The sequence below is a fragment of the Streptomyces sp. LaPpAH-108 genome, assembly GCF_000373625.1.
Lineage (GTDB): Bacteria > Actinomycetota > Actinomycetes > Streptomycetales > Streptomycetaceae > Streptomyces.
Genome location: NZ_KB891988.1, coordinates 1,045,611 through 1,070,962 on the forward strand (window position 1 = coordinate 1,045,611; position 25,352 = coordinate 1,070,962).

Annotated in this window: 20 protein-coding genes, 2 pseudogenes and 1 riboswitch; of the genes and pseudogenes, 8 read left to right on the forward strand and 14 right to left on the reverse strand. The window is 73.2% G+C overall.

The window, feature by feature from the left end; all coding sequences use genetic code 11:
- Positions 1-29: 29 nt before the first annotated feature.
- The 11 genes and pseudogenes from cobI to B079_RS0110900 form a co-directional block, all read right to left on the reverse strand.
- The gene (gene cobI / locus B079_RS0110855) at positions 30-761 is read right to left on the reverse strand and encodes a precorrin-2 C(20)-methyltransferase (protein ID WP_086022359.1); all 732 of its coding nucleotides are present in this window, start codon (positions 759-761) and stop codon (positions 30-32) included.
- Positions 758-1,360 (reverse strand): annotated as a pseudogene (locus B079_RS34900) (cobyrinate a,c-diamide synthase); the annotation flags it as partial. The pseudogene B079_RS34900 and the gene cobI, both read right to left, overlap by 4 nt.
- A gap of 420 nt (positions 1,361-1,780) precedes the next feature.
- Positions 1,781-2,581 (reverse strand): annotated as a pseudogene (locus tag B079_RS34905) (cobyrinate a,c-diamide synthase); the annotation flags it as partial.
- Positions 2,581-3,180 carry a cob(I)yrinic acid a,c-diamide adenosyltransferase gene (gene cobO / locus B079_RS0110865; RefSeq protein ID WP_018545829.1) on the reverse strand — a complete coding sequence of 200 codons (600 nt, stop codon included), beginning with the start codon at positions 3,178-3,180 and terminating at the stop codon, positions 2,581-2,583. The pseudogene B079_RS34905 and the gene cobO, both read right to left, overlap by 1 nt.
- Positions 3,180-5,171, reverse strand: coding sequence for a putative cobaltochelatase (locus tag B079_RS0110870; RefSeq protein WP_018545830.1), 1,992 nt, complete (start codon positions 5,169-5,171; stop codon positions 3,180-3,182). Before B079_RS0110870 ends, cobO begins: the two co-directional genes overlap by 1 nt.
- A complete protein-coding gene (cobN, locus tag B079_RS0110875; RefSeq protein ID WP_086022349.1) occupies positions 5,168-8,815 on the reverse strand; it encodes a cobaltochelatase subunit CobN in 3,648 nt (1,215 codons plus the stop codon). Before cobN ends, B079_RS0110870 begins: the two co-directional genes overlap by 4 nt.
- Entirely contained in the window at positions 8,812-10,320 is a 1,509-nt protein-coding gene (locus B079_RS0110880; RefSeq protein WP_020573031.1) for a cobyric acid synthase, read from the reverse strand. Before B079_RS0110880 ends, cobN begins: the two co-directional genes overlap by 4 nt.
- A complete protein-coding gene (locus B079_RS0110885) occupies positions 10,317-11,258 on the reverse strand; it encodes a cobalamin biosynthesis protein (protein ID WP_018545833.1) in 942 nt (313 codons plus the stop codon). The genes B079_RS0110880 and B079_RS0110885 overlap by 4 nt, the downstream gene beginning before the upstream one ends.
- A 100-nt stretch (positions 11,259-11,358) precedes the next feature.
- A riboswitch (cobalamin riboswitch) is annotated at positions 11,359-11,490 on the reverse strand.
- Between the two features lie 222 nt (positions 11,491-11,712).
- Positions 11,713-11,940: a hypothetical protein gene (locus B079_RS0110890; protein WP_018545834.1), complete on the reverse strand. Its 228-nt coding sequence runs from the start codon at positions 11,938-11,940 to the stop codon at positions 11,713-11,715.
- A 24-nt stretch (positions 11,941-11,964) separates the two neighbouring features.
- Positions 11,965-13,248, reverse strand: coding sequence for an inorganic phosphate transporter (locus B079_RS0110895; RefSeq protein WP_018545835.1), 1,284 nt, complete (start codon positions 13,246-13,248; stop codon positions 11,965-11,967).
- 153 nt (positions 13,249-13,401) lie between these two features.
- Positions 13,402-14,175 carry a lysozyme gene (locus B079_RS0110900; RefSeq protein ID WP_018545836.1) on the reverse strand — a complete coding sequence of 258 codons (774 nt, stop codon included), beginning with the start codon at positions 14,173-14,175 and terminating at the stop codon, positions 13,402-13,404.
- 193 nt (positions 14,176-14,368) lie between these two features.
- Here B079_RS0110900 and B079_RS0110905 point away from each other — a divergent pair, with 193 nt between their 5' ends.
- The 3 genes from B079_RS0110905 to B079_RS0110915 all read left to right on the forward strand — a co-directional run bounded on the left by B079_RS0110905 (position 14,369) and on the right by B079_RS0110915 (position 18,582).
- On the forward strand, positions 14,369-15,052 hold the full coding sequence (locus B079_RS0110905; protein ID WP_018545837.1) for a class II aldolase/adducin family protein: 684 nt from the start codon (positions 14,369-14,371) through the stop codon (positions 15,050-15,052).
- A gap of 57 nt (positions 15,053-15,109) precedes the next feature.
- Positions 15,110-16,243: an alpha/beta hydrolase gene (locus B079_RS0110910; RefSeq protein WP_026248569.1), complete on the forward strand. Its 1,134-nt coding sequence runs from the start codon at positions 15,110-15,112 to the stop codon at positions 16,241-16,243.
- 932 nt (positions 16,244-17,175) lie between these two features.
- Positions 17,176-18,582 carry a hypothetical protein gene (locus B079_RS0110915; RefSeq protein ID WP_199779895.1) on the forward strand — a complete coding sequence of 469 codons (1,407 nt, stop codon included), beginning with the start codon at positions 17,176-17,178 and terminating at the stop codon, positions 18,580-18,582.
- Between the two features lie 27 nt (positions 18,583-18,609).
- Here the strand turns inward: B079_RS0110915 and B079_RS0110920 are convergent, their stop codons facing one another.
- Together B079_RS0110920 and B079_RS0110925 are read right to left on the reverse strand one after the other, a co-directional pair.
- The gene (locus B079_RS0110920) at positions 18,610-19,020 is read right to left on the reverse strand and encodes a VOC family protein (protein WP_018545840.1); all 411 of its coding nucleotides are present in this window, start codon (positions 19,018-19,020) and stop codon (positions 18,610-18,612) included.
- A 116-nt stretch (positions 19,021-19,136) separates the two neighbouring features.
- Positions 19,137-20,027, reverse strand: a complete 891-nt coding sequence (locus B079_RS0110925; protein WP_018545841.1) for a neutral zinc metallopeptidase — start codon at positions 20,025-20,027, stop codon at positions 19,137-19,139.
- Between the two features lie 590 nt (positions 20,028-20,617).
- On the opposite strand from B079_RS0110925, the gene abc-f reads away from it, so the two are divergent.
- From abc-f to B079_RS0110940, 3 genes are all read left to right on the forward strand, one after another.
- The gene (gene abc-f / locus B079_RS0110930) at positions 20,618-22,216 is read left to right on the forward strand and encodes a ribosomal protection-like ABC-F family protein (protein ID WP_018545842.1); all 1,599 of its coding nucleotides are present in this window, start codon (positions 20,618-20,620) and stop codon (positions 22,214-22,216) included.
- 359 nt (positions 22,217-22,575) lie between these two features.
- On the forward strand, positions 22,576-22,797 hold the full coding sequence (locus B079_RS0110935) for a helix-turn-helix domain-containing protein (protein ID WP_004002281.1): 222 nt from the start codon (positions 22,576-22,578) through the stop codon (positions 22,795-22,797).
- A gap of 128 nt (positions 22,798-22,925) precedes the next feature.
- Positions 22,926-23,729, forward strand: a complete 804-nt coding sequence (locus B079_RS0110940; protein WP_018545843.1) for an enoyl-CoA hydratase/isomerase family protein — start codon at positions 22,926-22,928, stop codon at positions 23,727-23,729.
- Between the two features lie 40 nt (positions 23,730-23,769).
- On the opposite strand, the gene B079_RS31665 is transcribed toward B079_RS0110940, so the two are convergent.
- The gene (locus tag B079_RS31665; RefSeq protein ID WP_018545844.1) at positions 23,770-24,522 is read right to left on the reverse strand and encodes a hypothetical protein; all 753 of its coding nucleotides are present in this window, start codon (positions 24,520-24,522) and stop codon (positions 23,770-23,772) included.
- Between the two features lie 87 nt (positions 24,523-24,609).
- Between B079_RS31665 and B079_RS0110955 the strand changes: the two genes are divergently transcribed.
- Complete coding sequence (locus B079_RS0110955; RefSeq protein WP_018545845.1) at positions 24,610-25,086, forward strand: Asp23/Gls24 family envelope stress response protein; 477 nt, start codon at positions 24,610-24,612, stop codon at positions 25,084-25,086.
- Positions 25,087-25,155: 69 nt separating this feature from the next.
- Positions 25,156-25,350: a hypothetical protein gene (locus B079_RS0110960; RefSeq protein ID WP_018545846.1), complete on the forward strand. Its 195-nt coding sequence runs from the start codon at positions 25,156-25,158 to the stop codon at positions 25,348-25,350.
- The last annotated feature ends 2 nt before the right edge of the window (positions 25,351-25,352 follow it).

Consider the following 25,352-nt stretch of genomic DNA (forward strand, 5'->3'; position numbering starts at 1 on the left):
TGTGGCCGCGGAGGCCGCGCAGGGCCCCCTCACAGTTTTCCGCCCCTGCCGCCGTCCCGGCGCGGCGGCGCGATCAGCGTCGACAGGTACGGCAGCGTCGCGCCGTCCAGCTCGGCGGCCGGGCGGATCGACTCGTCCGGCAGACCGAGGGCGGAACCCCACACCGCGTCGTCGAGCCGCCCGGCCTCACGCAACGCCTCGGCGACCTCGGCGGCCCGGCGCCCGAACTTGTACGCCACCACCGTGCCGGGCCCGGCCAGCGCCTCCTTCAGCGCGGACTCGCCCGCCGTCACCGGTACGAGGGTCAGCGGCTCGGTGCCCTCCGTCAGTACGGCACCCGACCGCGCCGCCAGATCCTGCATCGCGGTGATCCCGGGCACCGTCTCCACCACGACCCCCGGCACCAGCTCGGCGACGGTCTGCGCGAGGTAGGTGAACGTCGAGTACACGTTGGGGTCGCCGATGGTCGCGAACGCGACGCACCCGTGCTCCCGGAGCAGCCCGGCGACCCGCGCGCCCGCCGCGTCCCACGCGGCCTCCCGGCGCGCCCGGTCGGTCCGCTCGTTCAGCGCGAACACCACCCGGACCACCTTCGCCGCGTCCACGTAGTGCAGCACCGTCGCCTCGGCCCGCCCCCGCTCCCCGGTGTCCATCACCGGTACGACGACCACATCGGCGGCCCGCAGCGCGCCGACCCCCTTCACCGTCACCAGTTCCGGGTCGCCAGGACCCACCCCGACCCCGATCAGCCTGCTGCTCATGACGTACGGCACCTCTCCGTGAACCGACGGGCCACCGACGGCTCGGCCGCCCAGTGGGTGTGCAGATAACTCGCGTGCACCCCCTGCTGTACGAAGCCCTCCACCCGCCGCGCGGGCGAGAGCACCCCCCAGGCGGGCGCCGCCCCGGCACCGGGCTCCACGACGGTCCGGTGGAACTCGTGCCCCCGCATCCGCGTCCCGGCGGCGGCCAGCACACTGTCCCCGACGGCCACCGCGTCCCGATACCCCAGCGTCAACCGCCCGCTCATCCGCGCCGACGCGTCCAGCACCCCGCACATCGGCGCCCCGTCCAACTCCCGGCACAGATACAGCAGTCCGGCACACTCGGCGGCAATCGGCGCCCCCCGCTCCGCGAGTTCCGCCACGGCCTTCCGCAGCCTCTCGTTCGCCGACAACTCCGCCGCATACACCTCGGGAAACCCACCCCCGATCACCAACCCCGCACACCCATCGGGCAGTTCCTCGTCCCACAGGGGATCGAACGTGACGACCTCCGCCCCGGCGGCGCTCAACAACTCGGTGTGCTCGGCATAGGAGAAGCTGAACGCGGCCCCACCAGCGACGGCGACACGGGGCCGAGCCTTGCCGACCACCTGCTTGCCAACCGCCCGAGCGAACCCACCCGGCCCTTGGCCACCCGCGCGAGACGATCCGCCCGTGCCGTGTTCGGCCAGCCGAGAGGATCTGTCCGCGTCCTGTTCGGCCTGCCGAGAGGACCGGTCCGCGCCCTGCTCAGCCGCGGGAGACGATCCGACCGTGCCTTGTTCAGCCAGCCGAGAGGGCCTGTTCGCGTCTTGGTCAGTCTGCCGAGAGGGCCTGTCCGCGTCCTGTTCGGCCAGCCGAGAGGACCTGTCCGCGTCCTGTTCGGCCAGCCGAGAGGACCTGTCCGCGTCCTGTTCGGCCAGCCGAGAGGACCCGTCCGCGCTCTGTTCAGCCAACCGAGACGATCCGTCCGCGCCCCGCTCAGCCGCCCGAGTCGCACCCGCCGCGCTGTTCTCAGCCAACCGATCCGGACCGCACGTCCCCTTTTCAGCCAACCGAGACGGGTGGTCGTGGGTGGGCAATTCTGTGACCTCAGCCGCACACCAAGCCGCACCCGACAACGCCCCCGCCCCCCGAGCCAACGCGAGCAGCGCATCAAGGTCGCACCCATTGGCAACCAAAGCGCCCATGGCCGCGACCGCCGACACCGCGGCAGCACCCCGCTCGGCGACCGGCACCAACCCCAGATGCCGCGACGGTGTTTCCACAGACGCCCCCCGCCGCAACACCCCCAGCACCGGAACCCCCACAGACTCCAGCGCCTCCCGCAACAACTCCTCATGCCGCGCCGACCCGACCTTGTTGAGGATCACCCCCCCGATCCGCACCCCCGTGTCCCAGGAAACGAACCCATGCACCAACGCAGCGACGGACCGAGACTGAGACGACGCATCGACCACCAACACCACCGGCGCCCGCAGCAACTTCGCCACCTGCGCGGTAGACGCCAGCTCCCCCTGCCCCACCGCCCCGTCGAAAAGCCCCATCACCCCCTCGACCACGGCAAGATCACACCCCCGCGAGCCATGCAGAAACAGCGGAGCCACCAACTCCGCCCCACACAGATACGCATCGAGATTCCGCCCCACCCGCCCGGTGGCCAACGCGTGATACCCGGGATCGATGTAGTCCGGCCCCACCTTGTGCGGAGACACCGCAAGCCCGCGCGCGACGAACGCGGCCATCAGCCCCGTGGCAACAGTCGTCTTCCCGCTGCCGGAAGACGGCGCCGCGATGACCAGCCGAGGTACGGACATCACCACTCGATGCCCCTCTGCCCCTTCTGCCCCGCGTCCATCGGATGCTTGACCTTGGACATGTCGGTCACCAGATCCGCGAACTCCACCAGCGGAGCAGGCGCGTTACGACCCGTGATCACCACATGCTGGTTACCAGGCCGCGCCCGCAGCACGGCGACCACTTCCTCCGTGTCCACCCACCCCCAGTGCATCGGGTAAGCGAACTCGTCCAGCACGTAAAGGCGGTACGTCTCGGCCGCCAGGTCCCGCTTGACCTGCGCCCACCCCTCCCGCGCCTTCTCCTCGTTGTCCAGCTGCGCGTCCCGCTGCACCCAGGACCAGCCCTCGCCCATCTTGTGCCAGTCCACCGACCCGCCCTGCCCCGAGGCACCGAGCACCCGCAGCGCGTTCTCCTCGCCGACCTTCCACTTCGCCGACTTGACGAACTGGAACACCCCGATCGGCCACCCCTGATTCCAGGCCCGCAACGCCAGCCCGAAGGCGGCAGTCGACTTGCCCTTCCCGATCCCGGTGTGCACCACCACCAGCGGCCGGTTGCGCCGCTGACGTGTCGTCAGCCCGTCGTCCGGTACGACACTCGGCTGTCCCTGCGGCATTACGCGGCCCTCCTCGACGTACCCCGTACATCCCTCACGAGCCCGGCGATGGAATCCGCCCGCAGCTCGTCCAACGTCACCGCCGTACCGCCCAGTTCACCCGCGAGCCGCCCGGCGAGCCCCAGCCGTACCGGACCCGACTCGCAGTCCACGACCACCGACGCGACCCCCTCGGCCGCGAACAGCCGCGCCGCCCGCCCGGCCAGGGCCACCGGCTCCGGACCACCCGTCGCCCGCCCGTCCGTCACCACCACGACCAGCGCCCGCCGCGAGGGATCGCGCAACCGCTCCACCCGCAACACCTCGTGCGCCCGCAGCAGTCCGGCCGCGAGCGGCGTACGCCCACCGGTCGGCAGCGACTCCAGCCGCGCGGCGGCGGCATCCACGGACGAGGTCGGCGGCAGCGCGACCTCGGCGCCCGAACCCCGGAAGGTCACAAGGCCCACCTTGTCCCGCCGCTGATACGCGTCGAGCAGCAACGACAGCACGGCACCCTTCACCGCGCTCATCCGCTGCCGAGCCGCCATCGACCCCGAGGCGTCCACCACGAACAGCACGAGATTGGACTCCCGCCCCTCCCGCACCGCCTGCCGCAGATCGTCCCGCCGCAGCACAAGCCCCGGCCCGGAACGCCCCCGCACTCGCTGATGCGGCGCCGCCGCCTGCACGGTCGCCGCCAAGTGCAGCTTGGTCAGGGCCCCTTGGGGACGCCGCGCCCCCGTGGTCCGGCCATGCTCGGTCCGCGCCCGCGAACGCCGCCCGGCCGCGCCCTCCCCGATCCCGGGCACGTTCAACGCCTTGGTACGAAACGGCTCGGCAGCCCGCGCCGGAGCCTGCTCACCCGCACCGGCACCGGCGCCCTCCGCCTCCCCGCCCTCGGAAGCGGCGGCACCTCCATCACCGTCCTGCGGCCCCGCATCGGGGGACGGCTGCCCACCACCACCGGGCCCGTCGGGATCGGGATCGTCGTCCCCGGAAGACTCCGAGGACTCCTCCAGAGTCTGATCGAGCTTGTCCTCGTCAAGTCCCGGCGCGTCGAAAGGATTTCGACGCCGACGGTGCGGCAACGCCAGCAGTGCCGCCTGCCGCACATCCTCCGCGAGCACGTCCGTACGCCCCGCCCACGCGGCCAACGCGGTCGCGGTACGCGCCATCACGATGTCGGCCCGCATCCCGTCCACCTCGAACGCGGCACACGTCGCCGCGATCTGCCGCAGCGCCCCGTCCCCGAGCCGCACCTTGGGCAACAACTCCCGCGCGGCGATGACCCGTTGCCGTACGGCGGCCTCCTCGTCGCCCCACCGCGCCGCGAACCCGGCCGGATCGTCGTCGTACGCCAGCCTGCGCCGTACGACCTCCACCCGCTGATCCGTCTCCCGCGAGGCCGCGACCTCCACGGTCAGCCCGAACCGGTCGAGCAGTTGGGGCCGCAATTCGCCCTCTTCCGGATTCATGGTCCCGACGAGCAGGAACCGCGCCGCATGCCGTACGGAGACGCCCTCGCGCTCGACGTATGAGGCACCCATGGCGGCAGCGTCCAACAGCAGGTCCACCAAGTGGTCGTGGAGGAGATTGACCTCGTCCACGTAGAGGATCCCCCGGTGCGCGGCGGCGAGCAGCCCCGGCTCGAACGCCTTCACGCCCTCCGCGAGCGCCCGCTCGATGTCCAGCGCACCGACGAGCCGGTCCTCGGAGGCCCCGACCGGCAGCTCGACCATCCGGGCGGCCCGCGCCTCGGCCGCACCGGCCCCGTGCGGGCCGTCCGGGCAGGACGGGTCGGGGGAGGCGGGGTCACAGGAGAACCGGCACCCCGGGACGACCTCCACCGGTGGCAGCAGAGCGGAGAGCGCACGCACGGCGGTGCTCTTCGCGGTGCCTTTCTCGCCCCGTACGAGCACTCCGCCGATGTTCGGCGCCACCGCGTTGAGCAGCAGGGCCAGTTGCAGGTCCTCCTGCCCGACCACGGCGGTGAACGGGAAATGCGTGCTCACTCGTCTCCCTCCAGTTCCCCTTCGAGTTCCAGATACGTGGCCCGCAGCCGCTCCAGCGTCTCCTGGTCCGGCTCGGCCCACAGCCCCCGGTCCGCCGCCTCAAGCAGGCGCTCGGTGATGCCCCGCAGGGCCCAGGGGTTGGACTTCCTCATGAAGTCCTGGTTCTCCGGCGAGAAGACGTACTCCGCGCTGAGCTTCTCGTACATCCAGTCGTCCACCACACCGGCCGTGGCGTCGTACCCGAACAGGTAGTCCACGGTCGCCGCCATCTCGAAGGCACCCTTGTACCCGTGCCTGCGCATGGCCGCCATCCAGCGGGGGTTGACCACGCGGGCCCGGAAGACCCGGTGCGTCTCCTCGCCCAGCGTGCGCGTCTTCACCTGGTCCGGCACCGCCGAATCACCCACGTACGCCTCGGGGTTGTCGCCCGTGAGGTGCCGCACCATGGCGACCATGCCGCCGTGGTACTGGAAGTAGTCGTCCGCGTCGACGAGATCGTGCTCGCGGGTGTCGACGTTCTTCGCCGCCACCGCGATCCGCCGGAACGCCGTCTCCATGTCCCCGCGCGCCGCCCGCCCGTCGAGCCCGCGCCCGTAGGCGTAACCGCCCCACACCGCGTACACCTCGGCCAGATCCGCGTCCGAGCGCCAGTTGCGCGCGTCGATCAGCGGCAGCAGACCCGCGCCGTACGCGCCCGGCTTGGAGCCGAAGATGCGGGCCGTCGCGCGCCGCCGGTCACCGTGTTCGGCGGCGTCCTCCTCCACGTGCGCCCGCACGTAGTTGGCATCGGCGGGTTCCTCCAGCTCGGCCACCGCCCGCACCGCGTCGTCGATCAGGCCGACCACGTGCGGGAACGCGTCGCGGAAGAAGCCGGAGATGCGGACCGTGACGTCGATGCGGGGACGGCCCAGCTCCGGGAGCGGGACGATCTCGAAGCCGGTGACCCGGCGCGAGGCGTCGTCCCACACCGGGCGGCAGCCGAGCAGCGCCAGGATCTCCGCGATGTCGTCGCCCTGGGTGCGCATGGCGGAGGTGCCCCAGACCGTGAGACCGACGGACTTCGGGTAGCTCCCGGTGTCGGTGAGATACCGCTGCACCAGCGAGTCCGCCAGCGACTGCCCGACCTCCCAACTCAGCCGGGAGGGAATCGCCTTGGGGTCGACGGAGTAGAAGTTCCGGCCCGTCGGAAGGACGTTGACCAGACCGCGGGTCGGGGAGCCCGAGGGGCCCGCCGGGACGTAACCGCCGTCCAGCGCACGGAGGATGTGCCCGATCTCGTCGGTCGTGCGCGCCAGCCGGGGCACGACCTCCGTGCACGCGAACTCCAACACGGCGGCGGCCTCGGTCAGTTCGAAGCCCAGCACCTCCTCCAGGACCGTCGGCACCGCCGCCCCGTCCCAGGCCCGCGCCTCCATCCCCTCCGCGATCCGGCGGCACAACTGCTCCAGCAGGTCGATCGCGTCGGCACCGGTCCGCGCCGGACCGTCCACCAGGGCCGTCAGCTCCACCGGAACCTTCACCGCCGCACCCGGCTCCGCCAGCAACTCCTTCTCCACCAGCCCGAAATGAGCCGCCAGCGAGGCCCGAAGGCCGGGCAGCGCGTTCGCCTGGCCGCCCCACACCTGGGACGCGCGCAGCACCGCCAGCACCAGGTTCACGCGCGGCTCGCCGAGCGGCCCGCCGCCGAGGATGTGCAGTCCGTCGCGGATCTGCACGTCCTTGATCTCGCACAGATAGCCGTCGATGTGCATGACGAACGCGTCGAAGTCGCCGTCCTCCGGCTGCTCGGCCACGTGCAGGTCGTGATGCAGCTCGGCCGCCTTGACCAGGGTCCAGATCTGGGCGCGCACGGCCGGGGCCTTCGTCGGGTCCAGGTCGGACACCAGGGCGTACTCGTCGAGCAGTTGCTCCAGCTTGGCGAGGTCGCCGTAGGTGTCCGCGCGGGCCATCGGCGGGACCAGATGGTCGACCACCGTGGCGTGCCCGCGCCGCTTGGCCTGGGTGCCCTCGCCGGGGTCGTTGACGATGAACGGGTAGACCAGCGGGAGTTCACCGAGCACCGCGTCCGGAGCGCAGCCCCCGGAGAGCCCGAGTCCCTTGCCCGGCAGCCATTCCAGCGTGCCGTGCTTGCCCATGTGGACGACCGCGTCCGCGCCGAAGCTGTTCTCCAGCCAGCGGTAGGCGGCCAGATAGTGGTGCGAGGGCGGCATGTCGGGGTCGTGGTAGATCGCGATCGGGTTCTCCCCGAAGCCGCGCGGCGGCTGGATCATCACGACGACGTTCCCGAACCGCAGGGAGGCGAGCACGATGTCGTCGCCGTCCACGTACAGATTCCCCGGCGGCTCGCCCCACGCCTCCACCATGGCCTCGCGCAGTGCCGGGTCCAGCGTGGCGAACCACGCCCGGTAGTCCGCGAGCGGCACCCGCGCGGGCGCGGCGGCGAGCTGGTCCTCGGTCAGCCACTCCACGTCGTGGCCGCCCGCTTGGATGAGCCGGTGGATCAACTCGTCGCCCCCGGACGGGTATCCGCTCACCCCGTACCCGGCGTCCCGCAGCGCGTCCAGGACCCGGACCGCGGAGGCGGGGGTGTCCAGACCGACCGCGTTGCCGACGCGGGAGTGCTTGGTCGGGTAGGCGGTGAAGACGAGCGCGATCCGCTTCTCGGCGTTCGGCTTGTGGCCAAGTACCGCGTGCCGTACGGCGATTCCGGCCACGCGTGCGGCCCGCTCGGGGTCGGCCACGTAGACCGGGACCTCGTCGGGGCCCTGTTCCTTGAAGGAGAACGGCACGGTGATCAGACGGCCGTCGAACTCGGGGATGGCGACCTGCATGGCCGCGTCCATGGGGGAGAGGGCGGCATCGGACGCGTCCCACGCGGCGCGCGAGGAGGTGAGGCAAAGCCCTTGCAGCACCGGGATGTTGAGATCGGCCAGGGCGCCGATGTCCCAGGACTCGTCGCCGCCCGCCGACGCGGACGAGGCGTGGGTGCCTCCCGCCGCGAGGACGGTGGCGATCAGGGCGTCCGCCCGTCCCAGCAGCTCGTACAGCCCCGCATCCGCGCCGCGCAGAGAACCGCAGTACACCGGAAGGGCGTTGGCGCCCGGCGCCTCGATCGCCTCGCACAGGGTGTCCACGAAGCCGGTGTTGCCGCTGAGTTCATGGGCCCGGTAGAAGAGCACGCCCACCGTCGGGCGGCCCTCCCGCAGCTCGTAGGCGCCGTGCACCCCGAACTCCGGCATGGAGCGCGGGAGTTCGAAGCCCTCGCCGGTCAGCAGCACGGTGTCGGAGAGGAACCGGGACAGTTCCAGCAGGTTCTCCGGGCCGCCCTCCACCAGGTAGCGCAGCGCCTCCGCCACGACTCCGGCGGGCACCGACGACTCGGCCATCAGCTCGGCGTCCGGCACGCTCTCGCCGCCGAGGAGCACGGTCGGCACCCCGGACGCCTTCAGCGCGGCGAGCCCGTCCTCCCAGGCGCGCTTGCCGCCCAGGAGCCGGACGACCGCGAGGTCGGCGCCCGCGAGGAGGCCCGGCAGTTCGCCGGTGACGTCCACGCGGACGGGGTTGCCGATGCGGTAGTCGGCCCCGCTGGCCCGCGCGGCCAGCAGATCCGTGTCGGCGGTCGACAACAACAACACTGTGCTCATGCGGGCGCTCCCGGGGGGATGAAGGGCAGTCCTCGTGGCGCGCCCGACTCGATGAGCCGCCAGAGCGCGTCCGTGTCCGCGTGCTGTTCGATGAGGTCGCCGAGCCGGTCGAGCTGCTGCTCGCGCAGCGCGGCGAAGGAGGTGTCGGGGGCCGGGGTGAAACGGCGCCCGGTGGCGGCGGCCACCTCGCGCAGGAAGGCCCGCCGGAAGCCGTCCGACTCCAGCGAGCCGTGCCAGTGGGTGCCCCAGACCTGGCCGGTCCGGCAGCCGTCCAGGAAGGCTTCCCCGCCCAGGACCTCGGCGACACCGTGATGGATCTCGTACCCCTCGACCGGTTCGCCCAGGGCCTGCCCGGTCGGCCGGGTGAGGGTCTTGTCGCGGGCGAAGCGCACCCGTACCGGCAGCAGGCCGAGCCCGTCGACCGTCCCGGCGCGCGACTCCACCTCGTCCTCGATGCGCTCGCCGAGCACCTGGAAGCCGCCGCAGATGCCCAGGACCGGGCGCCCCTCGGCGGCCCGGCGGACCAGCGCGTCCGCGAGACCCCGCTCGCGCAGCCAGGCCAGCGCCCGTACGGTCCCGCGGGTGCCCGGCACCACCACCAGGTCGGCGTCGGCCAGTTCCTCCGGGCGGTCCACGAACCGCACGATCACGCCGGGTTCGGCCGCCAGCGCGTCCACGTCGGTGAAGTTGGACATCAGCGGCACCGCGCACACCGCGACCCGCAGCACGTCCTCGCCGACCGGCGGGGCGACCGTGGACTCGCGGACGGTGCCCCGCAGCGAGACCCGGAGTCCGTCCTCCTCGTCGATGCCGAGGCCGTGCCGGAAGGGCAGCACGCCGTAGGTGTCGCGTCCGGTGAGGCCGCGCAGCATGTCCAGCCCCGGTTCCAGCAGCGAGACATCGCCCCGGAACTTGTTCACCAGGAACCCGGCGACCAGCTCCTGGTCCTCGGGGGAGAGCAGGGCGAGCGTGCCGTAGAAGGAGGCGAAGACGCCGCCCCGGTCGATGTCGCCGACGACGAGGACGGGCAGCCGCGCGCCGCGCGCGATCCCCATGTTCACGATGTCGGTGCGCCGCAGATTGATCTCGGCGGGCGAACCGGCCCCCTCACAGATCACCGCGTCATACGTGCCCCGCAACTCGGCAAGACAGTCCAACACCGTGCCGAGCAGCCGCTGTTGATGCCCGCCGTGATAGCCGCGCGCGCTCATCTCGCCCACCGGCTTTCCCAGCAGCACCACTTGACTGCTCTGCTCGCCACCGGGCTTGAGCAGCACGGGATTCATCAGCGCGGTCGGCTCGACCCGGCACGCCTGGGCCTGCATAGCCTGCGCGCGCCCGATCTCGGCGCCCTCGCGCGTGACGAAGGAGTTGAGGGACATGTTCTGCGCCTTGAAGGGCGCCACCTTCACGCCCTGGCGGACCAGCCAGCGGCAGATCCCGGCCGTCACGACGCTCTTGCCCGCGTCGGAGGTCGTACCCGCGACGAGGAGACCACCGTTCACTTCGCGCGCCCCTTCAGGATCAGGCTCGCCCCGGCGCTCACGCCGAGCGCGAGCAGACCGACGCGGCGGGAGAGCCGTACCGCCCGGTCGATGTCGGCGACCCGGACCGGCCGCCCGGAGCCGTTGAGCACGGGCCGGTGCTCGATCCGGCCGCCGTAGGACAGCGTGCCGCCGAGGCGCACGCCGAGGGCGCCCGCGAACGACGCCTCCACCGGACCGGCGTTGGGGCTCGGATGCCGGTGGGCGTCGGCCCGCCAGGCGCGGACGGCACCGCGCGGATCGGGTCCGGCCAGCGTCGCCAGCACAGCGGTCAGGCGTGCCCCGGGCCACCCGGCCACGTCGTCCAGGCGGGCGGCGGCCCAGCCGAAGCGGCGCAGCCGGGGCGACTTGTGGCCCACCATGGCGTCCAGCGTGTTGACGGCCCGGAAGCCGAGCAGCCCGGGCACCCCGGCCACCGCGCCCCACACCAGGGCGCCCACGACGGCGTCGGAGGTGTTCTCGGCGACCGACTCGACCACGGCGCGGGCGATCCCGTCGGCGTCCAGCGCCTGCGGGTCGCGTCCGCACAAGTGCGGGAGGCGGGCGCGGGCGGCGGTGAGGTCCCCGTCGGCCAGGGCGCGGCCGACGGCGCGGGCCTCCCGGGCCAGCGAGGTGCCGCCGACGACGGCCCAGGTGGCGGCGGCGGTCAGCGCGAGGGTCGCGGCGGGGGAGCGGCGTACGGCGCGCTCGGCCAGCGCGCCCGTCGCGACGGCGCCCCCGGCGCACACCAGCGTGTGCAGGGCGCCCCAGCCACGGTGGTCGTGCCACAGCGCGCGCTCGGCGGCCCCGGCGGCGCGTCCGAACGCGGCCACGGGATGGCGGCGGCGGGGATCACCGAGGAGCAGGTCGCCCAGGAGGCCGGCGGCGGCGCCGTACGCGTAGGAGCGATCGGCACCCATCGGCTCAGCCGGCCGTGGGCGCGGGAGCGGTCCTGGGAGGCGTACTCAACGGGCAGCCGAGCATGGCGGTAGGTCCTCACTCAGGGTGTCCACGCCCTGGTTCGACGAGACCGGCGGCGAGAGTTCCTGGCTCCCGGGGATCACTCCCCGGTGACAGTGGCGGGACCGCGCCGGATTCGCACCGGCTTCCTCTTCTGCCGCCGTACATGGCCTCGGCAGTCCACCACGGTCCCCGAAGGGCCGTCAACCTGCCCTTGACCTGCGGGAGGAGAGTGTGGGCGGGCCCACATCGGGGCCTACAGCAGGCGCGTGCCGGGCGTACGCCGGGGGCCCGGGAATCGGCGAGCAGCCTCCCCGGGAATCGGTGAGGGGCCCTCCCCGGGAAACGGCGAGGCCCCTCCCGGAAGGTGCCGGGAGGGGCCTCACCCACGTACTGCTCGGAAGGGGCTCCGGCTCAGGCCTTCGCCACGATCAGATAGAACCCGTACGCCACCGCCGCCGCACACGCGGCGAAGCAGACGTACGCGCCGGTCACCGCGAGGGCGGCCGACTCGCCGCGCTCGGCGGCCTTCTCCCGGCGGGCCAGTCCGTTGACGCCCAGGGTGAACAGGACCACCAGGGCCACGGTCGCCACGAGGCTGACGCCGAAGACGGAACCGATGGCCGCCCAGTCGATGTGCATGGGATTGCTCCTTCGGATGCCGGGTCAGGCCGCGGAGGCGGGCGGGGCGACGGGAGTCGCGGTGGCGGTGGCCGGTTCGACGGCGGCCGGGGCCGGGATGGTGGCCGTCAGGCCCTCGGTGCCCAGGCCGTCGGCGACGGTGCCCGTGGGGGGCGGGGTCACCGCGGCCATGGCGGTGGTGACCACACCGGCAGGCTCCTCGTGCGCACCAGCCGGGGCGACGTGGGTGTGGTCGATGACCTCGCGGCGGGAGATCTTCCAGATCGCGGCGCTCGCGGCGACCAGGAAGACGGCGACGGCGGCGGTGCCCCAGTCGCCCAGGTCGGTCACGGACTCGGCGCCCGCGCCCACCAGGGCGGCGGCCGGGAGGGTCAGCGCCCAGGCGACGAACATCCGGGTCGCGGTGGACCAGCGGACCACACCGCCCTTGCGGCCCAGGCCCGCGCCCATCACCGCGCCGGAGACGACGTGGGTGGTGGAGAGGGAGAAGCCGAGGTGCGAGGAGGCCAGGATGGCGGTCGCGGCGCTGGTCTGGGCGGCGAAGCCCTGGCGCGGCTCCAGGTCGGTGAGGCCGGTGCCCATGGTGCGGATGATGCGCCAGCCGCCGATGTACGTACCGGCCGCGATGGCCACGCCCGCGGAGAGGATGACCCAGACCGGCGGGTTGGAGCCGGGGGCGATGGCACCGCCCGCGATCAGCGCGAGGGTGATGATGCCCATCGTCTTCTGCGCGTCGTTGGTGCCGTGGGCCAGGGAGACCAGTCCGGCCGAGGCGATCTGACCGGTGCGGTAGCCCTTGCGGGTGGCCTCGCCGCCGGAGTTCGGGGAGACGCCGTACGACAGGCGGGTGGCGAGCATCGTGGCCAGACCGGCCACCACGGGGGCGGCGACGGCCGGGAGCAGCACCTTGGTGACCAGCACGTCGCCGTGGACGGCGCCGAGGCCCGCCGACGCGACGGTGGCGCCGATCAGGCCGCCCATCAGGGCGTGCGAGGAGCTGGAGGGCAGGCCGACCAGCCAGGTGAGGAGGTTCCAGAGGATCGCGCCGGTCAGTGCGGCGAAGATGACCTCGGGACGGATGCCGGTCTCGTCGACGAGACCCTTGGAGATCGTGTTGGCGACCTCCACCGAGAGAAAAGCGCCCACCAGGTTGAGGGCGGCCGACATGGCCACCGCGACCTTGGGCTTGAGCGCACCGGTCGAGATGGTCGTGGCCATCGCGTTGGCGGTGTCGTGGAAACCGTTCGTGAAATCGAACGCGAGTGCGGTTACCACCACAATCGCGAGGATCAGCGAGAAGCTTTCCATTTACCCAGGCAATCGTTCGAGGTCATTGGCTGGATGAACGTAGGCAACCTGAGTGAACGGAAGGTGAACTCGGCCGGGCATCACGGTGTCGGAAGCGGGTGCCCCGGTTCCGTCCGGAATCAATGATTCCGCACAGCCCGGACGCCCCTTGGGTCAGTAGCCGCGCGCGAAGGTCTTCAGGCGGGTCACGGAGCCGTTGAAGAGATCCTGGTCACCCGGCAGCCGGCCCTTGACGGCGTACTGCCAGAACGTCCAGTAGTGCCAGCCCGCGGGGAGTGTTCCGGGGCGGGAGGTGCCGTGTCCGGCGACCCACAGCGCGTGGGTCGCGGCGAAGGCGCGGCTGCGCCCTGTGCAGGTGTTCCACCAGTTGGCGGTCGTGTAGATGACCGGGCGGCGGCCCGTCTGACGGCGGACCTCGTCGCTGAACGACCAGATCCACTGGACCATCTTCTGGTGGCTCAGGCCGTAGCACTTGTGGTGCTTGTCGTACGGGTTGTACTCGATGTCGAGCGCGGGCGGCAGCGTGCGGCCGTCGGCCCGCCAGCCGCCGCCGTGCTTCACGAAGTACGCGGCCTGGCGGGCGCCGGAGGAGCGGTCCGGGCGGGCGAAGTGGTAGGCGCCCCGGATCAGGCCCGCGCGGCGGGCGCCGTCGTACTGCCCGCTGAAGTACGGGTTGCGGTAGTTCGTCGACTCGGTCGCCTTGACGTACGCGAACCGGGCGCCCCTGGCGCGGGCCCGCTGGAAGTCCACGCGCTTCTGGTGCGAGGAGACGTCGTGACCCCGGGGGAGTGCCGGGAGGGTGATGCGGGGGGCTTCGGCGGCGGTGGTGTGCAGCGGTCCGGCGGCGGTGGTGTGGGTGCCCGTCAGAGCGAGCGCCGCGGTGGCCGTCGCGAGGACTCCGGCGCGGCGGTGGGCAGAGAAGGCCATGCGTCCCCCCGGGGTGGCGGTGAAACGTCGTCCGGTCGGTCGGCGGAGGCCCAATTCAAGGGGCGGGGCGGGGTGTGGGGGGTGATTTGTGGTGCTGTGTCATGGTTTTCGTTCGATCGGACGTACGGGGCGGCCGGGGCCGAAGTGGCGGGAGTACGGCCCGTCGTCGGCGCCCGGCTGGCAGGATCGGCGCATGGACCGGCAGCGGGGTGAGGGCGACACGGGGCGGACCGGCGCGGCGGAGGCCGAGGCGTGGGCGGAGGTGGTCGCCACCGCGCGGCGGACGGCCGCCGAGGGCCTGGTCGTCGGCACCTCGGGAAACGTCTCCGCGCGCGTCGGCGACACCGTGCTGGTCACCCCCACCGGCGTGCCGTACGACCGGCTCGGCCCGGACGACATCACCGGCGTCGACCTGACCGGCCGCCAGGTGCTCGGCACGCTGAAGCCGACCAGCGAACTCCCCCTGCACCTCGCGGTCTACGGCGCCACCGACGCCCGCGCCGTCGTCCACACCCACGCCGTGCACGCCACCGCGGTCTCCACGCTGGTCCCCGAGCTGCCCCCGGTCCACTACATGACCTGCGCCCTCGGCGGCCCCGTACGGGTCGCCCCCTACGCCGCCTACGGCACCCCCGAACTCGCCGCCCACGCGGTCACCGCCCTCACCGGCCGCACCGGCTGCCTCCTGCGCAACCACGGCACCCTCACCTACGGCAGCACCCTCGCCCAGGCCTACGACCGCACCGCCCAGCTGGAGTGGCTGTGCCACCTGTGGCTCACCGCGTCCTCCGTCCCGGGCCACACCCCGTCCCTGCTGACGGAGGCGGAACTGGCCGAGGTGACCGACCGCCTGAAGGGGTACGGCCAGCGGGGCTGACCAGCCAGGACCCCGTTTCCACTGGCCGCCCCCGCCCCGCCCCCCGACACTGGAGCCGTGCGTACAGTCAAAGTGTCCGCTGCTGTCGTCGGTGCCGTCGTCGCGGCGGGGGCCGTGTCCCTGGCCGTGGGGCGGTATGCGAGCGGGGCCGCGCTCAAGGCGCCCGCGGGGCGGCCGTTGCCGACCGAGCCGCGGCTCACCGTGCACGCCACGCAGGCCGGGCGGATCACGCTCACCCGGGATCTGGCCTCGCTGCGGCGGGGGACGTACGGGATCACGGGCCACGGCACGCACGCGGTCGTCGGACCCGTCCTCGACGCGGCCGAGCACACCGCCGACACGGTCGTACGGCGCCTCGAACGCGTCACCCACGGCACCCTCACCCCCGGCGAGGCGGTGCGGCTGACCCCCAACGTCCACGTCGGAGACCCGCGGACCGCGCTCGGGCTGGACTTCGCCGACGTCGAGGTGCCCAGCGAGAACGGCCTGCTGCCCGCCTGGTTCGTGCCCGGGCAGCGGGACACCTGGGTGATCGCCGTGCACGGGCTCGGCGCCACCCGCGAGCAGTCGCTGAACGTGCTGCGCGCCCTGCACGCGCTGCGCCTACCGGTGCTCGCGCTGTCCTACCGGGGCGACGCCGGAGCCCCGGCCCCGCCCGACGGCATCAACCATCTCGGTGAGACCGAGTGGCGCGATGTGGACGCCGCGATCCGCTGGGCGGTCGGCCACGGCGCCCGCCGGGTCGTCCTGCTCGGCTGGTCCACCGGCGCCACGATGGCCCTGCGCGCCGCCCAGCACTCCCCGCTGGCCGACCACGTCGCCGGGCTCATCCTCGACTCGCCCGTCCTCGACTGGGAGGCCACGCTGCGCGCCCTCGCCCACGCCCGCCACCTCCCGCGCCCCCTGCTGCCGCTCGCCGTGCGCGCCGCACAGGGCAGGGCCGGACTGCGCCCCGGCCGCGCCGCCGGAGCCGCCGGTTCCGGGCCGCCCGAGGTCCCCGCGCCCACCCTGATCATCCACGGCCCCGGCGACACCGTCGCCCCCTGGCAGTACTCCCGCCGCCTGGCCGACCGCAGACCCGACCTGGTCACCCTCCACACCGTCCCCGGCGCCCCGCACGCCGCGATGTGGAACGCCGACCCGGAGGAGTACGAGGAACGCCTGCGCCGATTCCTGGTCCCCCTGATGTAAACCCAGCGACCCCGCCGCGCGGCGCCGCCCGAGCGGTACACGCCTTGTACGTCCGCTGCCGCGAGCCCCCGCGTCCCGCCGCCGCGCGCCCTGCCTCCCGCCACCGCACGCGGCCCTCCCGCCGAGGCGAGTCCCGAGCCCCGCCGCCGTGGGCCCTCCGCCCCGTCGTCCCACTCCCGAGGCTCCCGCGTCCTGCAGACGCGGGCCCCCGGCTCCCGCTGAGGTGAACCCGGCCCTCCCGCTGTGGCGGCGCCCTGACTCCTGCCGCCGCACGCGGCTCTTCCACCGAGGCGAGTCCCGCGTTCCGCCGGCGTGGGCCCTTCGCCCCGCTGCGGCGGCTCCCGCGTCCCGCTGCCGCGCGCGGCTTTCCCGCCGAGGCGAGTCCCGCGTCCCGCCGCCGTGCGCCCTGACTCCTGCCGCCGCGCGCGGCTTTCCCGCCGGGGCGAGTCCGCGTCCTGCCGACGTAGGCCCTTTGCCCCGCTGCTGCGGCTCTCGCGGTCCGGGCGGTGCAAGCCTTGTGCGTCCGCTGCTGCGAGCCCCCGGCCTCCCGCTGCCGCGCGCCCTGACTCCCGCCGCCGCACGCGGCATGTCCGCCGAGGCGAGTCCCGCGTCCCGCCGACGTGGGCCCTTCGCCCGGCCGTCCCGCTGCTGCGGCTCCCGCGTCCCGCCGACGCGAGCCCCCGGCTCCCGCTGAGGTGAGCCCGTACCCCCTGATGCGAGCCCCGTATTCCGCCCGTGCTCCCGTCGGCCGGACTCCCCCAGCCAGCCGGAATCCCCGGTTCCGAACCGCTTCGTCCTCCGCCGGAGGCCCCCGTGCGCATGGCCTGATCTTGACTCCGTGACCCTCCTCCGACCTGGTGCGTTGGCCTTCTCCGTTGCCGCCCGTGACATCCCGTTTGGGTTTTCGGACCGTCAACCGGAAGACTGCACCCGTGACGTCCCGTATCCCGCGCGACTCCAGGCTCCGACTCGTCCGACCGCGACCCCTGGCCGCCGCCCCCAGAGCTGTGAACCAGCGGCGCCCGCGCCGCGCCGCACCCCGGCCCCCGGAGGGCACCCCGGCCCCCGCCGAACTGGCCAGAATGGCACGCACCGGCCTGGCCGGCGCGGTCCGCGTCGCGCGCTGGGCCGACGCCGCCCTCGGCCCCGGCAGCGACGCCGCCACCGCCGACGGCAAGGCCACCCTCTCCGACGCGACCGCCGCCCGCGCCGCCGCCGACCTCGGCCTCACCACCCGTCAGATCCGCGCCGACTGGGACACCGCCCGCCTCGCCGGACTCGTCGAGGTGCACGGCGACAGCGCCCGCCCCGGCTGGCGCCTGCGCGCCTGGGACCGCGACGACAGCGCCGTACTGCGCGGCTGGGTCGCCCTCTTCGACGCCTGGTCGCTCGCCTGCCCCGAACCGGCGGGCCATGAACCGGCCGCCGTCGCCGAGGTCGTCTCGGCCATGCCCCAGGTGCTCTCCTTCCTCCAGCTCTCCGCGGGCCCCGTGCCCGTCGAGCAGCTGCTCGACCTCCTGGAGCAGCGCGTCACCGAACTGCGCACCGAGCGCTGCGAGGTCTCCTACGCCCCCGGCGTCCCCGCCCCCCTCGCCGCCCCGGACGACGGCCCCGCCGACGCCCCCCTCGCCCCCCTCCTCGACTGGGCCGTGCGGGCGCTGGCCTCCGTCGGCGCCCTCACCCACGGCGACGGCCACGCGACCCTCACCCCGCTCGGCAGCTGGGCCGTCTGGGTCAAGCTGGAGCAGATCTGCGTGGCCGCGCAGAGCCCCGCCGGGAACATCGAGCAGTCCGCCGAGGACATGCTGCGCGGCTGCGCCCAGCTCCGCCCCAACGCGGCCCGCGCCGAGTACCGCGCCTGGCTCGCCGCCCGCCCCGTCGGCGGCGCTGTCGGCCAGCTCATCGAGGCCGCCCGGGGCGAGGACGCCCTGCTGCGCGGGCTCGCCTTCGAGGCGCTGCGCGTCGTCGGCGCCCCCGCCGAGCCCGATGTCCGCTCGGTCGTCGAGGAGCCCGCGCTGCGGCCGTACGCCCTGCTGTGGCTGGCCGAGCACGACGGCGTGGACCCCGAGGACGCGCACGAGGTGCTCACCCGCGAGGAGGCCACCTGGCTCTGGGTCGACACCGCCGCGGCCGTCGCCGACCACGGCGAGACGGAGATGCTGGTACGGCACCTGGAGGCGGCCGTGCAGCCGACCGTCCCCGCCCTCCTGGAGGAGGTCCGCGCCGTCGGCCACCCCCGCACCGTGCAGGTCCTGGTCGCGCTCGCCGCGGCCCACCCCGACCCCGCGCTCGCCAAGGCCGTGCGCCGGGCCGCCTTCCAGGTGCACACGGGCGGCTGACCGCAGACCCCCGCGAGGATCAGGAACTCACAGCGCGATCGCCGGGGCGTACGTCCCGAAGCTCCAGACGTTGCCCTCGGCGTCCCGCGCCATGTAGTCCCGCGAGCCGTAGTCCTGGTCCGTCGGGGGCATCAGGATCTCCACGCCGTGTTCCACGGCCCGCTGGTGGTGGGCGTCCACGTCGTCCACGACGATGTACACCCCCGCGGGCCCGGCGTCTTTCATCACCGCGTCGAAGACGCCGCCGCGCCCCTTGGAGCCGAGCATCACCGCGCCGTTGCCCTGGGCCAGCTCGGCGTGGAGCACCGTGCCGTCCTCCGACTCGTACACCGTCAGCTCGGTGAAGCCCAGTGCCTCCGTCAGCTGCCCGATCGCGGCCTTCGCGTCCGCGTAGAGCACCGTCGGGTAGATGCTCGGCCGTCCGTCCGCTGCCGCCATGGCGATCACTCCCTTGTGCGCCGGGTACCTCCGGACGTCCTGTCCGGATCTGTGGTGACTCGCCGCTCAGTGTGACACCCGCCACTGACAACGCCCCGGGTCTTTCGGCGCACCCGTCAGCCGAAGGTGTTGCACCGGCCCGGGTCGCCCGTGCGGTAGCCCTGGTCGAACCACTGCTGGCGCTGGAGCGAGGAGCCGTGCGTCCAGCTCTCCGGGGTGACCCGGCCCTGGAACTCCTGCTGGATGCGGTCGTCGCCCACGGCCGCCGCCGCGTTCAGACCGTCCTTGATGTCCGCGGGCGTCAGGCTGGTGATCAGAGGCCGCCCGGTCGACTCGTCCGGCGTCGTCGTCGCGTGGTGGGCCCACACCCCGGCGTAGCAGTCGGCCTGGAGTTCCGTGCGCACCGAGTTGCTGTTCTCGCCGGTCAGGCCGTCCTGGGTGCGGCCCAGCGTGCCCTCCAGGTCCTGCACGTGGTGGCCGTACTCGTGCGCGATGACGTACGCCTGCGCGAACGGGCCCCCGCTCGCCCCGAACTTCGTCCGCAGCTCGTCGAAGAAGCCCAGGTCCAGATAGACCTTGCCGTCACCGGGGCAGTAGAACGGCCCCACCGCCGCGGTCGCCGCCCCGCACGCCGTGCGGATCTGGCCGCTGAAGAGCACGGTCTGCGCCGGGGCGTACGTCTGTCCCCGGCTGCGGAACTCCTGCGACCAGTAGTCCTGCACGCTGTTGACCACCGCCACCATCCGGCAGTCGGTCCGCGTGTTCGCGTCCTTGCCGGTACGACAGGACTCCTGCACCTCGTCCAGCGACGACGGCTCCGACGCCGCCTGGTCACCCCCGGACGACAGCCCCAGCTGATCCGGCCCCACCCCCAGGAACAAGGCCAGCAGCAGCGCGATCAGCCCCCCGATCCCGCCCCCGACGGTCGCCCGTCCCCCGGGAATCCGGCTCCTCCGCACATCCTGCACCTCGGACGTGTCGAGATTCGCGTCATCGTCGAACTGCACGAGCCCACACCTTCCGTCCCGACGCCACCCTCACACCCAGCGCCCTGCCGCCATCCTTACCCGCCGACTTGTCCCCCACCACCGCGGGCTCCCGCCCACCCCTGCCGCGGGCCCGCTGCCGGGACGTGGGGTGGTCGTACGGGGGAAGCGGCTGCGCGGCGATCACGGGACGCCCGAGCCGCGGTCCCGCGATGGCCGTCCCGTGGAGCGAGTGGAGGCCATGCGGGTCCGACGCCCCTGCGGCGGAGGCCGTCGCGCAGAGGCGCCCCGCCCTGCGGCGGCAACGCGGCAACGCGGCAACGCGGCAGCGAGGACGGCGGACCGATACCCCCGCGGGGCCGAGCGTCGGGCTCTCGCGGGGCGAGCGGTGGCCCTGCGAGGCCGAGCAGCCCCGGGGGCACCCCTCACCCCGCACAGCCACCCCCGCCCCCGAAGCCCCCGCGAGCCCCCGGAGGGCCCCGCATCCGGAAAACCCCTTGCCCGCCCCCGTTAGAATTGCCCGCATGGCCTTTCTCCTCGCGCATTAGACGGCGGGAACGCCCTCAGCAGACCGTCCGACGATCCCGTCCCGTACGCCCAGGAGCCTGTCCGTGATCTCCGCCTCCGGTATCGAGCTGCGCGCCGGTGCCCGCATCCTCATCGAGAACGCCAGCTTCCGTGTCGCCAAGGGCGACCGCATCGGTCTGGTCGGCCGCAACGGCGCCGGCAAGACCACCCTCACCAAGTGCCTGGCCGGGGAGGGCATCCCCGCCGCCGGTCAGATCACCCGCTCCGGCGAGGTGGGCTATCTGCCGCAGGACCCCCGCACCGGCGACCTCGACGTGCTCGCCCGTGACCGCATCCTGTCCGCGCGCGGCCTGGACACCCTGATCCGCAAGATGCGCGAGAACGAGCAGCGCATCGCCAACGGCTCGGGCGCCACCCGCGAGAAGGCGCTCAAGCAGTACGAGCGCCAGGAGACCGAGTTCCTCACCAAGGGCGGGTACGCCGCCGAGGCCGAGGCCGCCACCATCGCCGCCGCGCTCAACCTGCCCGACCGGGTGCTCGGCCAGCCCCTGCACACCCTCTCCGGCGGTCAGCGCCGCCGCGTCGAGCTGGCCCGCATCCTCTTCTCGGACGCCGACACCCTGCTGCTCGACGAGCCCACCAACCACCTCGACGCCGACTCGATCGCCTGGCTGCGCGACTACCTCAAGACCTACCGCGGCGGCTTCATCGTGATCTCCCACGACGTCGACCTGGTCGAGACCGTCGTCAACAAGGTGTTCTACCTGGACGCCAACCGCGCCCAGATCGACGTCTACAACATGGGCTGGAAGCTCTACCAGCAGCAGCGCGAGGCCGACGAGAAGCGCCGCAAGCGCGAGCGGCAGAACGCCGAGAAGAAGGCCGCCGCCCTGCACTCGCAGGCCGACAAGATGCGCGCCAAGGCCACCAAGACGGTCGCCGCGCAGAACATGGCCAAGCGCGCCGACAAGCTGCTCTCCGGCCTGGAGGCGGTCCGCCAGTCCGACAAGGTCGCCAAGCTCCGCTTCCCCGAGCCCGCCCCCTGCGGCAAGACCCCGCTGATGGCGGAGGGCCTGTCGAAGTCGTACGGCTCGCTGGAGATCTTCACCGACGTCGACCTGGCCATCGACAAGGGCTCCCGCGTCGTCATCCTCGGCCTCAACGGCGCGGGCAAGACCACCCTGCTGCGCCTGCTCGGCGGCGCCGAGGAGCCCGACACCGGCTCGGTCGTCCCCGGCCACGGCCTCAAGCTCGGCTACTACGCCCAGGAGCACGAGACCCTGGACCCCGAGCGCTCGGTCCTGGAGAACATGCGCTCCGCCGCCCCGGACCTGGACCTGGTCGAGGTCCGCAAGGTGCTCGGCTCGTTCCTGTTCTCCGGCGACGACGTCGACAAGCCCGCCGGGGTCCTCTCCGGCGGCGAGAAGACCCGCCTCGCCCTCGCCACCCTGGTCGTCTCCTCGGCCAACGTGCTGCTGCTCGACGAGCCCACCAACAACCTCGACCCCGCCAGCCGCGAGGAGATCCTCGGCGCCCTGCGCACCTACAAGGGCGCCGTCGTCCTGGTCACCCACGACGAGGGCGCCGTCGAGGCGCTGCAGCCGGAGCGGATCATCCTGCTCCCGGACGGCGTCGAGGACCTGTGGGGCTCCGACTACGCGGACCTCGTCGCCCTGGCGTGACCGGGACGACGTCCACCCGGCGCGATCGAATGCGTGATCCACGTGTATGGATCATTCGGCCGATCCGTGATCCCTCATCTGTGTGAGATCTCCTCGTACCGAGGTGTGTCGTACACGGATTTCGCGGCCGGTCCCTCCACGACGGAGGGACCGGCCGCTCCGCGTCCGTGACCTGGTGATTCACCGGAAGTCCGCACGAAAAGCCCGCGCGCCCGGCCGTGGAATCCATGATTCCGCATGTGGGGATGTGCTCCTGTCGTCACAACCTTGTCTCACGGACCTTGCCGAATGGGTGGCCATCCCGCCCCGGAGGGGTGATCATGAGAAGACCAGAGCGCACTTCCCATGAGGAGGCACGGGTGGCCGAGACTCTGAAGAAGGGCAGCCGGGTGACCGGCGCCGCGCGCGACAAGCTCGCGGCAGACCTGAAGAAGAAGTACGACTCCGGTGCGAGCATCCGGGCGCTGGCCGAAGAGACCGGCCGCTCGTATGGCTTCGTACACCGGATGCTCAGCGAGTCGGGCGTCACGCTGCGTGGGCGTGGCGGAGCGACCCGGGGCAAGAAGGCCGCATCGTCCTGACTCCGGGCGGCCCATCGGCTTCGATGGTGGCCACCCGGTCGGTCGTGTGATCGCCCGGGTGGTTACTGTGCAGTCACTTCGCGTGCCGTACGGCACCGCGTGATGACCGCACCCATCGGAGGCGCCCCATGGCTTCGCCCGACCAGGACCTCGCTCCTGTACTCGACAAGGACGGCGTACGGCTCACCGTCGACGACGCGCTCGCGACGGTGACGCTGACCAACCCGGCCAAGCGCAACGCGCAGAGCCCCGCCATGTGGCGGGCGCTGGCCGAGGCGGGGAAGCTGCTGCCGGGCACCGTGCGTGTCGTCGTGCTGCGCGGCGAGGGCCAGTCCTTCTCCGCCGGTCTGGACCGACGTATGTTCACGCCGGAGGGGATCGAGGGCGAGCCGACCTTCGTCGATCTCGCGCGCCGTGACGACGCCGGGATCGACGCGACCATCGCCGAGTACCAGGAGGCTTTCACCTGGTGGCGACGGAACGACCTCGTGTCCATCGCCGCTGTCCAGGGCCATGCGATCGGGGCCGGTTTCCAGCTCGCGCTCGCCTGCGACCTGCGGATCGTCGCGGACGACGTGCAGTTCGCCATGCGTGAGACGAGCCTGGGCCTGGTGCCCGACCTGACGGGCACCCACCCGCTGGTCGGCCTGGTCGGATACGCCCGCGCCCTGGAGATCTGCGCGACGGGCCGCTTCGTGCACGCCGAGGAGGCCGTCGTCTCCGGTCTGGCCAACGCGGCGGTCCCGGCCGCCGAACTCGACGCGGCGACCACCGATCTGGCCGCCGCGCTCCTGGCCGCGCCCCGCGACGCCGTCGTGGAGACCAAGGCCCTGCTGCGCGGCGCCCCCGGGCGCACCTACGACGAGCAGCGCACGGCCGAGCGCGCCGCCCAGGCCCGCCGCCTGCGCGACCTGGCGGGCATCGGCGACTGAGCGCGCCCGGCCCGCAGCGCACCGGCTCAGAGTGCCCGGCCTACATGACAGGCCCGGCCTCCGCCTCCGGTTCCTCCACCGCCGTCACCAGCACCGCCACCGTCGGGTGGTCCTCCAGCGCGTCCCGCACCGCCGTACGGACCGCGCGGGCCACGTCGACGGTGCGGTGGGCCGGGTCGGCGGCCAGCTCCACGCACACATGGCGCCGGGGGAGCGAGGCGGGCACCGCGGGCCGTTCCGTACGCACCACCCCGCACCGGTCCCCGAGCACGGACGTCAGCCGGGTCACCCCGGCCACCGCCCGCGCGGCGGTGGCCACCAGATAGCCGTCGGGGTCCTTGGCCTCGGCGGCCGACGGCGGTCCGGGCGCACGGCGCGGCTCGGGCTCCGGCTCCGCCGGGCCCAGCAGGTCCGTCACCCGCAGGTCCACCTCGGTGACCGCGAGCCCGAGCCGCCGGGCCGCCGCGTCCGCGAGCACCGTCCGCAGCCGCTCCGCCGTCTCCGGCAGCGGCCGTTCCGCGGTCGCCGCGAAGTCCGCCGTCACCCGCAGGGCACCCGGCGGCAGCGCGCTCGGCGGCGGCGGTACGACCGGCTCCCGGGCCTCCGCCGGATCGGCGAGCCCGATCCTGAGCGTGCCGAGGCGTACCCCCGGCACTTCGTCGGTGGCCGCGCTCCCCAGCACCGCCCCGGCCGCCTGCTCGGAGATCCACGCGCCGTCGCGGCTGCCGCCGAGCGGCAGCAGCCTGCCCACGCCCAGCCGCTGACGTACCGCCTGTGTCCACTCAGCCGTCATTCCTCCAGCCTGCCGTATACCTGGGGCGCATTCGCGCCGCCGTGCTTACCGTGGTCGGGGAACCACGACCGAAAGGGACCTACGGCGATGACCGAGACGACGACGAGCCCCGGCGGAGACAGCGAGTCGCAGGTGTCCACCCGCAAGACCACCCGGCGCGGCGGCGGTGATCCGGCGGCCCGGGGCCGGACCACCATCGCGGACGGCGTGGTGGAGAAGATCGCCGGAATGGCCGCACGCGACGTGGAGGGCGTGCACGCCATGGGCAGCGGGTTCGCCCGCACCTTCGGCGCCGTGCGCGACCGGGTGCCCGGCGGCTCCAAGGCCGTGACCCGGGGCGTGAAGGCCGAGGTCGGTGAGGTGCAGACCGCGCTCGACCTGGAGATCGTCGTGGAGTACGGCTACTCCATCGGCGATGTCGCCCGCGCGGTGCGGGAGAACGTGGTCGCCGCCGTGGAGCGCATGACCTCGCTGGAGGTCGTGGAGGTCAACATCGCCGTCAGCGACGTCAAGCTCCCCGACGAGGAGGACGAGGAGGAACCGGCCCAGCCGCGTATTCAGTGAGACGCGCGCGTATTCAGTGCGCCGTAGGGGGAATCCGGCATACAGGGGCCTGACGAACTGAGGAGCGCTATGAGCATGGCCGTGGCCGGTATGATCGCCGGCTTGGCGCTGGGATTCGCCGGGTACTTCGGCGGATTCGGGGCATTCCTGCTGGTGGCGGCGCTCGGAGCCGTCGGGTTCGTCGTCGGCCGCTTCCTGGACGGCGATCTGGAACCGGGCGACTTCTTCCGTGCCCGCGACGGCCGGCGCGACCGGCGGCGGTGAGC

Coding starts and splice junctions, on each gene's coding strand:
- B079_RS0110890 (WP_018545834.1), bottom strand. CDS start 11,940: ATGCACATCGACTGGGCGGCCATCGGTTCCGTCTTCGGCGTCAGCCTC.
- B079_RS0110905 (WP_018545837.1), top strand. CDS start 14,369: ATGGACCGGCAGCGGGGTGAGGGCGACACGGGGCGGACCGGCGCGGCG.
- B079_RS0110895 (WP_018545835.1), bottom strand. CDS start 13,248: ATGGAAAGCTTCTCGCTGATCCTCGCGATTGTGGTGGTAACCGCACTC.
- B079_RS0110900 (WP_018545836.1), bottom strand. CDS start 14,175: ATGGCCTTCTCTGCCCACCGCCGCGCCGGAGTCCTCGCGACGGCCACC.
- B079_RS0110940 (WP_018545843.1), top strand. CDS start 22,926: ATGGCTTCGCCCGACCAGGACCTCGCTCCTGTACTCGACAAGGACGGC.
- B079_RS31665 (WP_018545844.1), bottom strand. CDS start 24,522: ATGACGGCTGAGTGGACACAGGCGGTACGTCAGCGGCTGGGCGTGGGC.
- B079_RS0110920 (WP_018545840.1), bottom strand. CDS start 19,020: ATGGCGGCAGCGGACGGACGGCCGAGCATCTACCCGACGGTGCTCTAC.
- B079_RS0110885 (WP_018545833.1), bottom strand. CDS start 11,258: ATGGGTGCCGATCGCTCCTACGCGTACGGCGCCGCCGCCGGCCTCCTG.
- cobN (WP_086022349.1), bottom strand. CDS start 8,815: ATGAGCACAGTGTTGTTGTTGTCGACCGCCGACACGGATCTGCTGGCC.
- B079_RS0110960 (WP_018545846.1), top strand. CDS start 25,156: ATGAGCATGGCCGTGGCCGGTATGATCGCCGGCTTGGCGCTGGGATTC.
- cobI (WP_086022359.1), bottom strand. CDS start 761: ATGAGCAGCAGGCTGATCGGGGTCGGGGTGGGTCCTGGCGACCCGGAA.
- B079_RS0110955 (WP_018545845.1), top strand. CDS start 24,610: ATGACCGAGACGACGACGAGCCCCGGCGGAGACAGCGAGTCGCAGGTG.
- cobO (WP_018545829.1), bottom strand. CDS start 3,180: ATGCCGCAGGGACAGCCGAGTGTCGTACCGGACGACGGGCTGACGACA.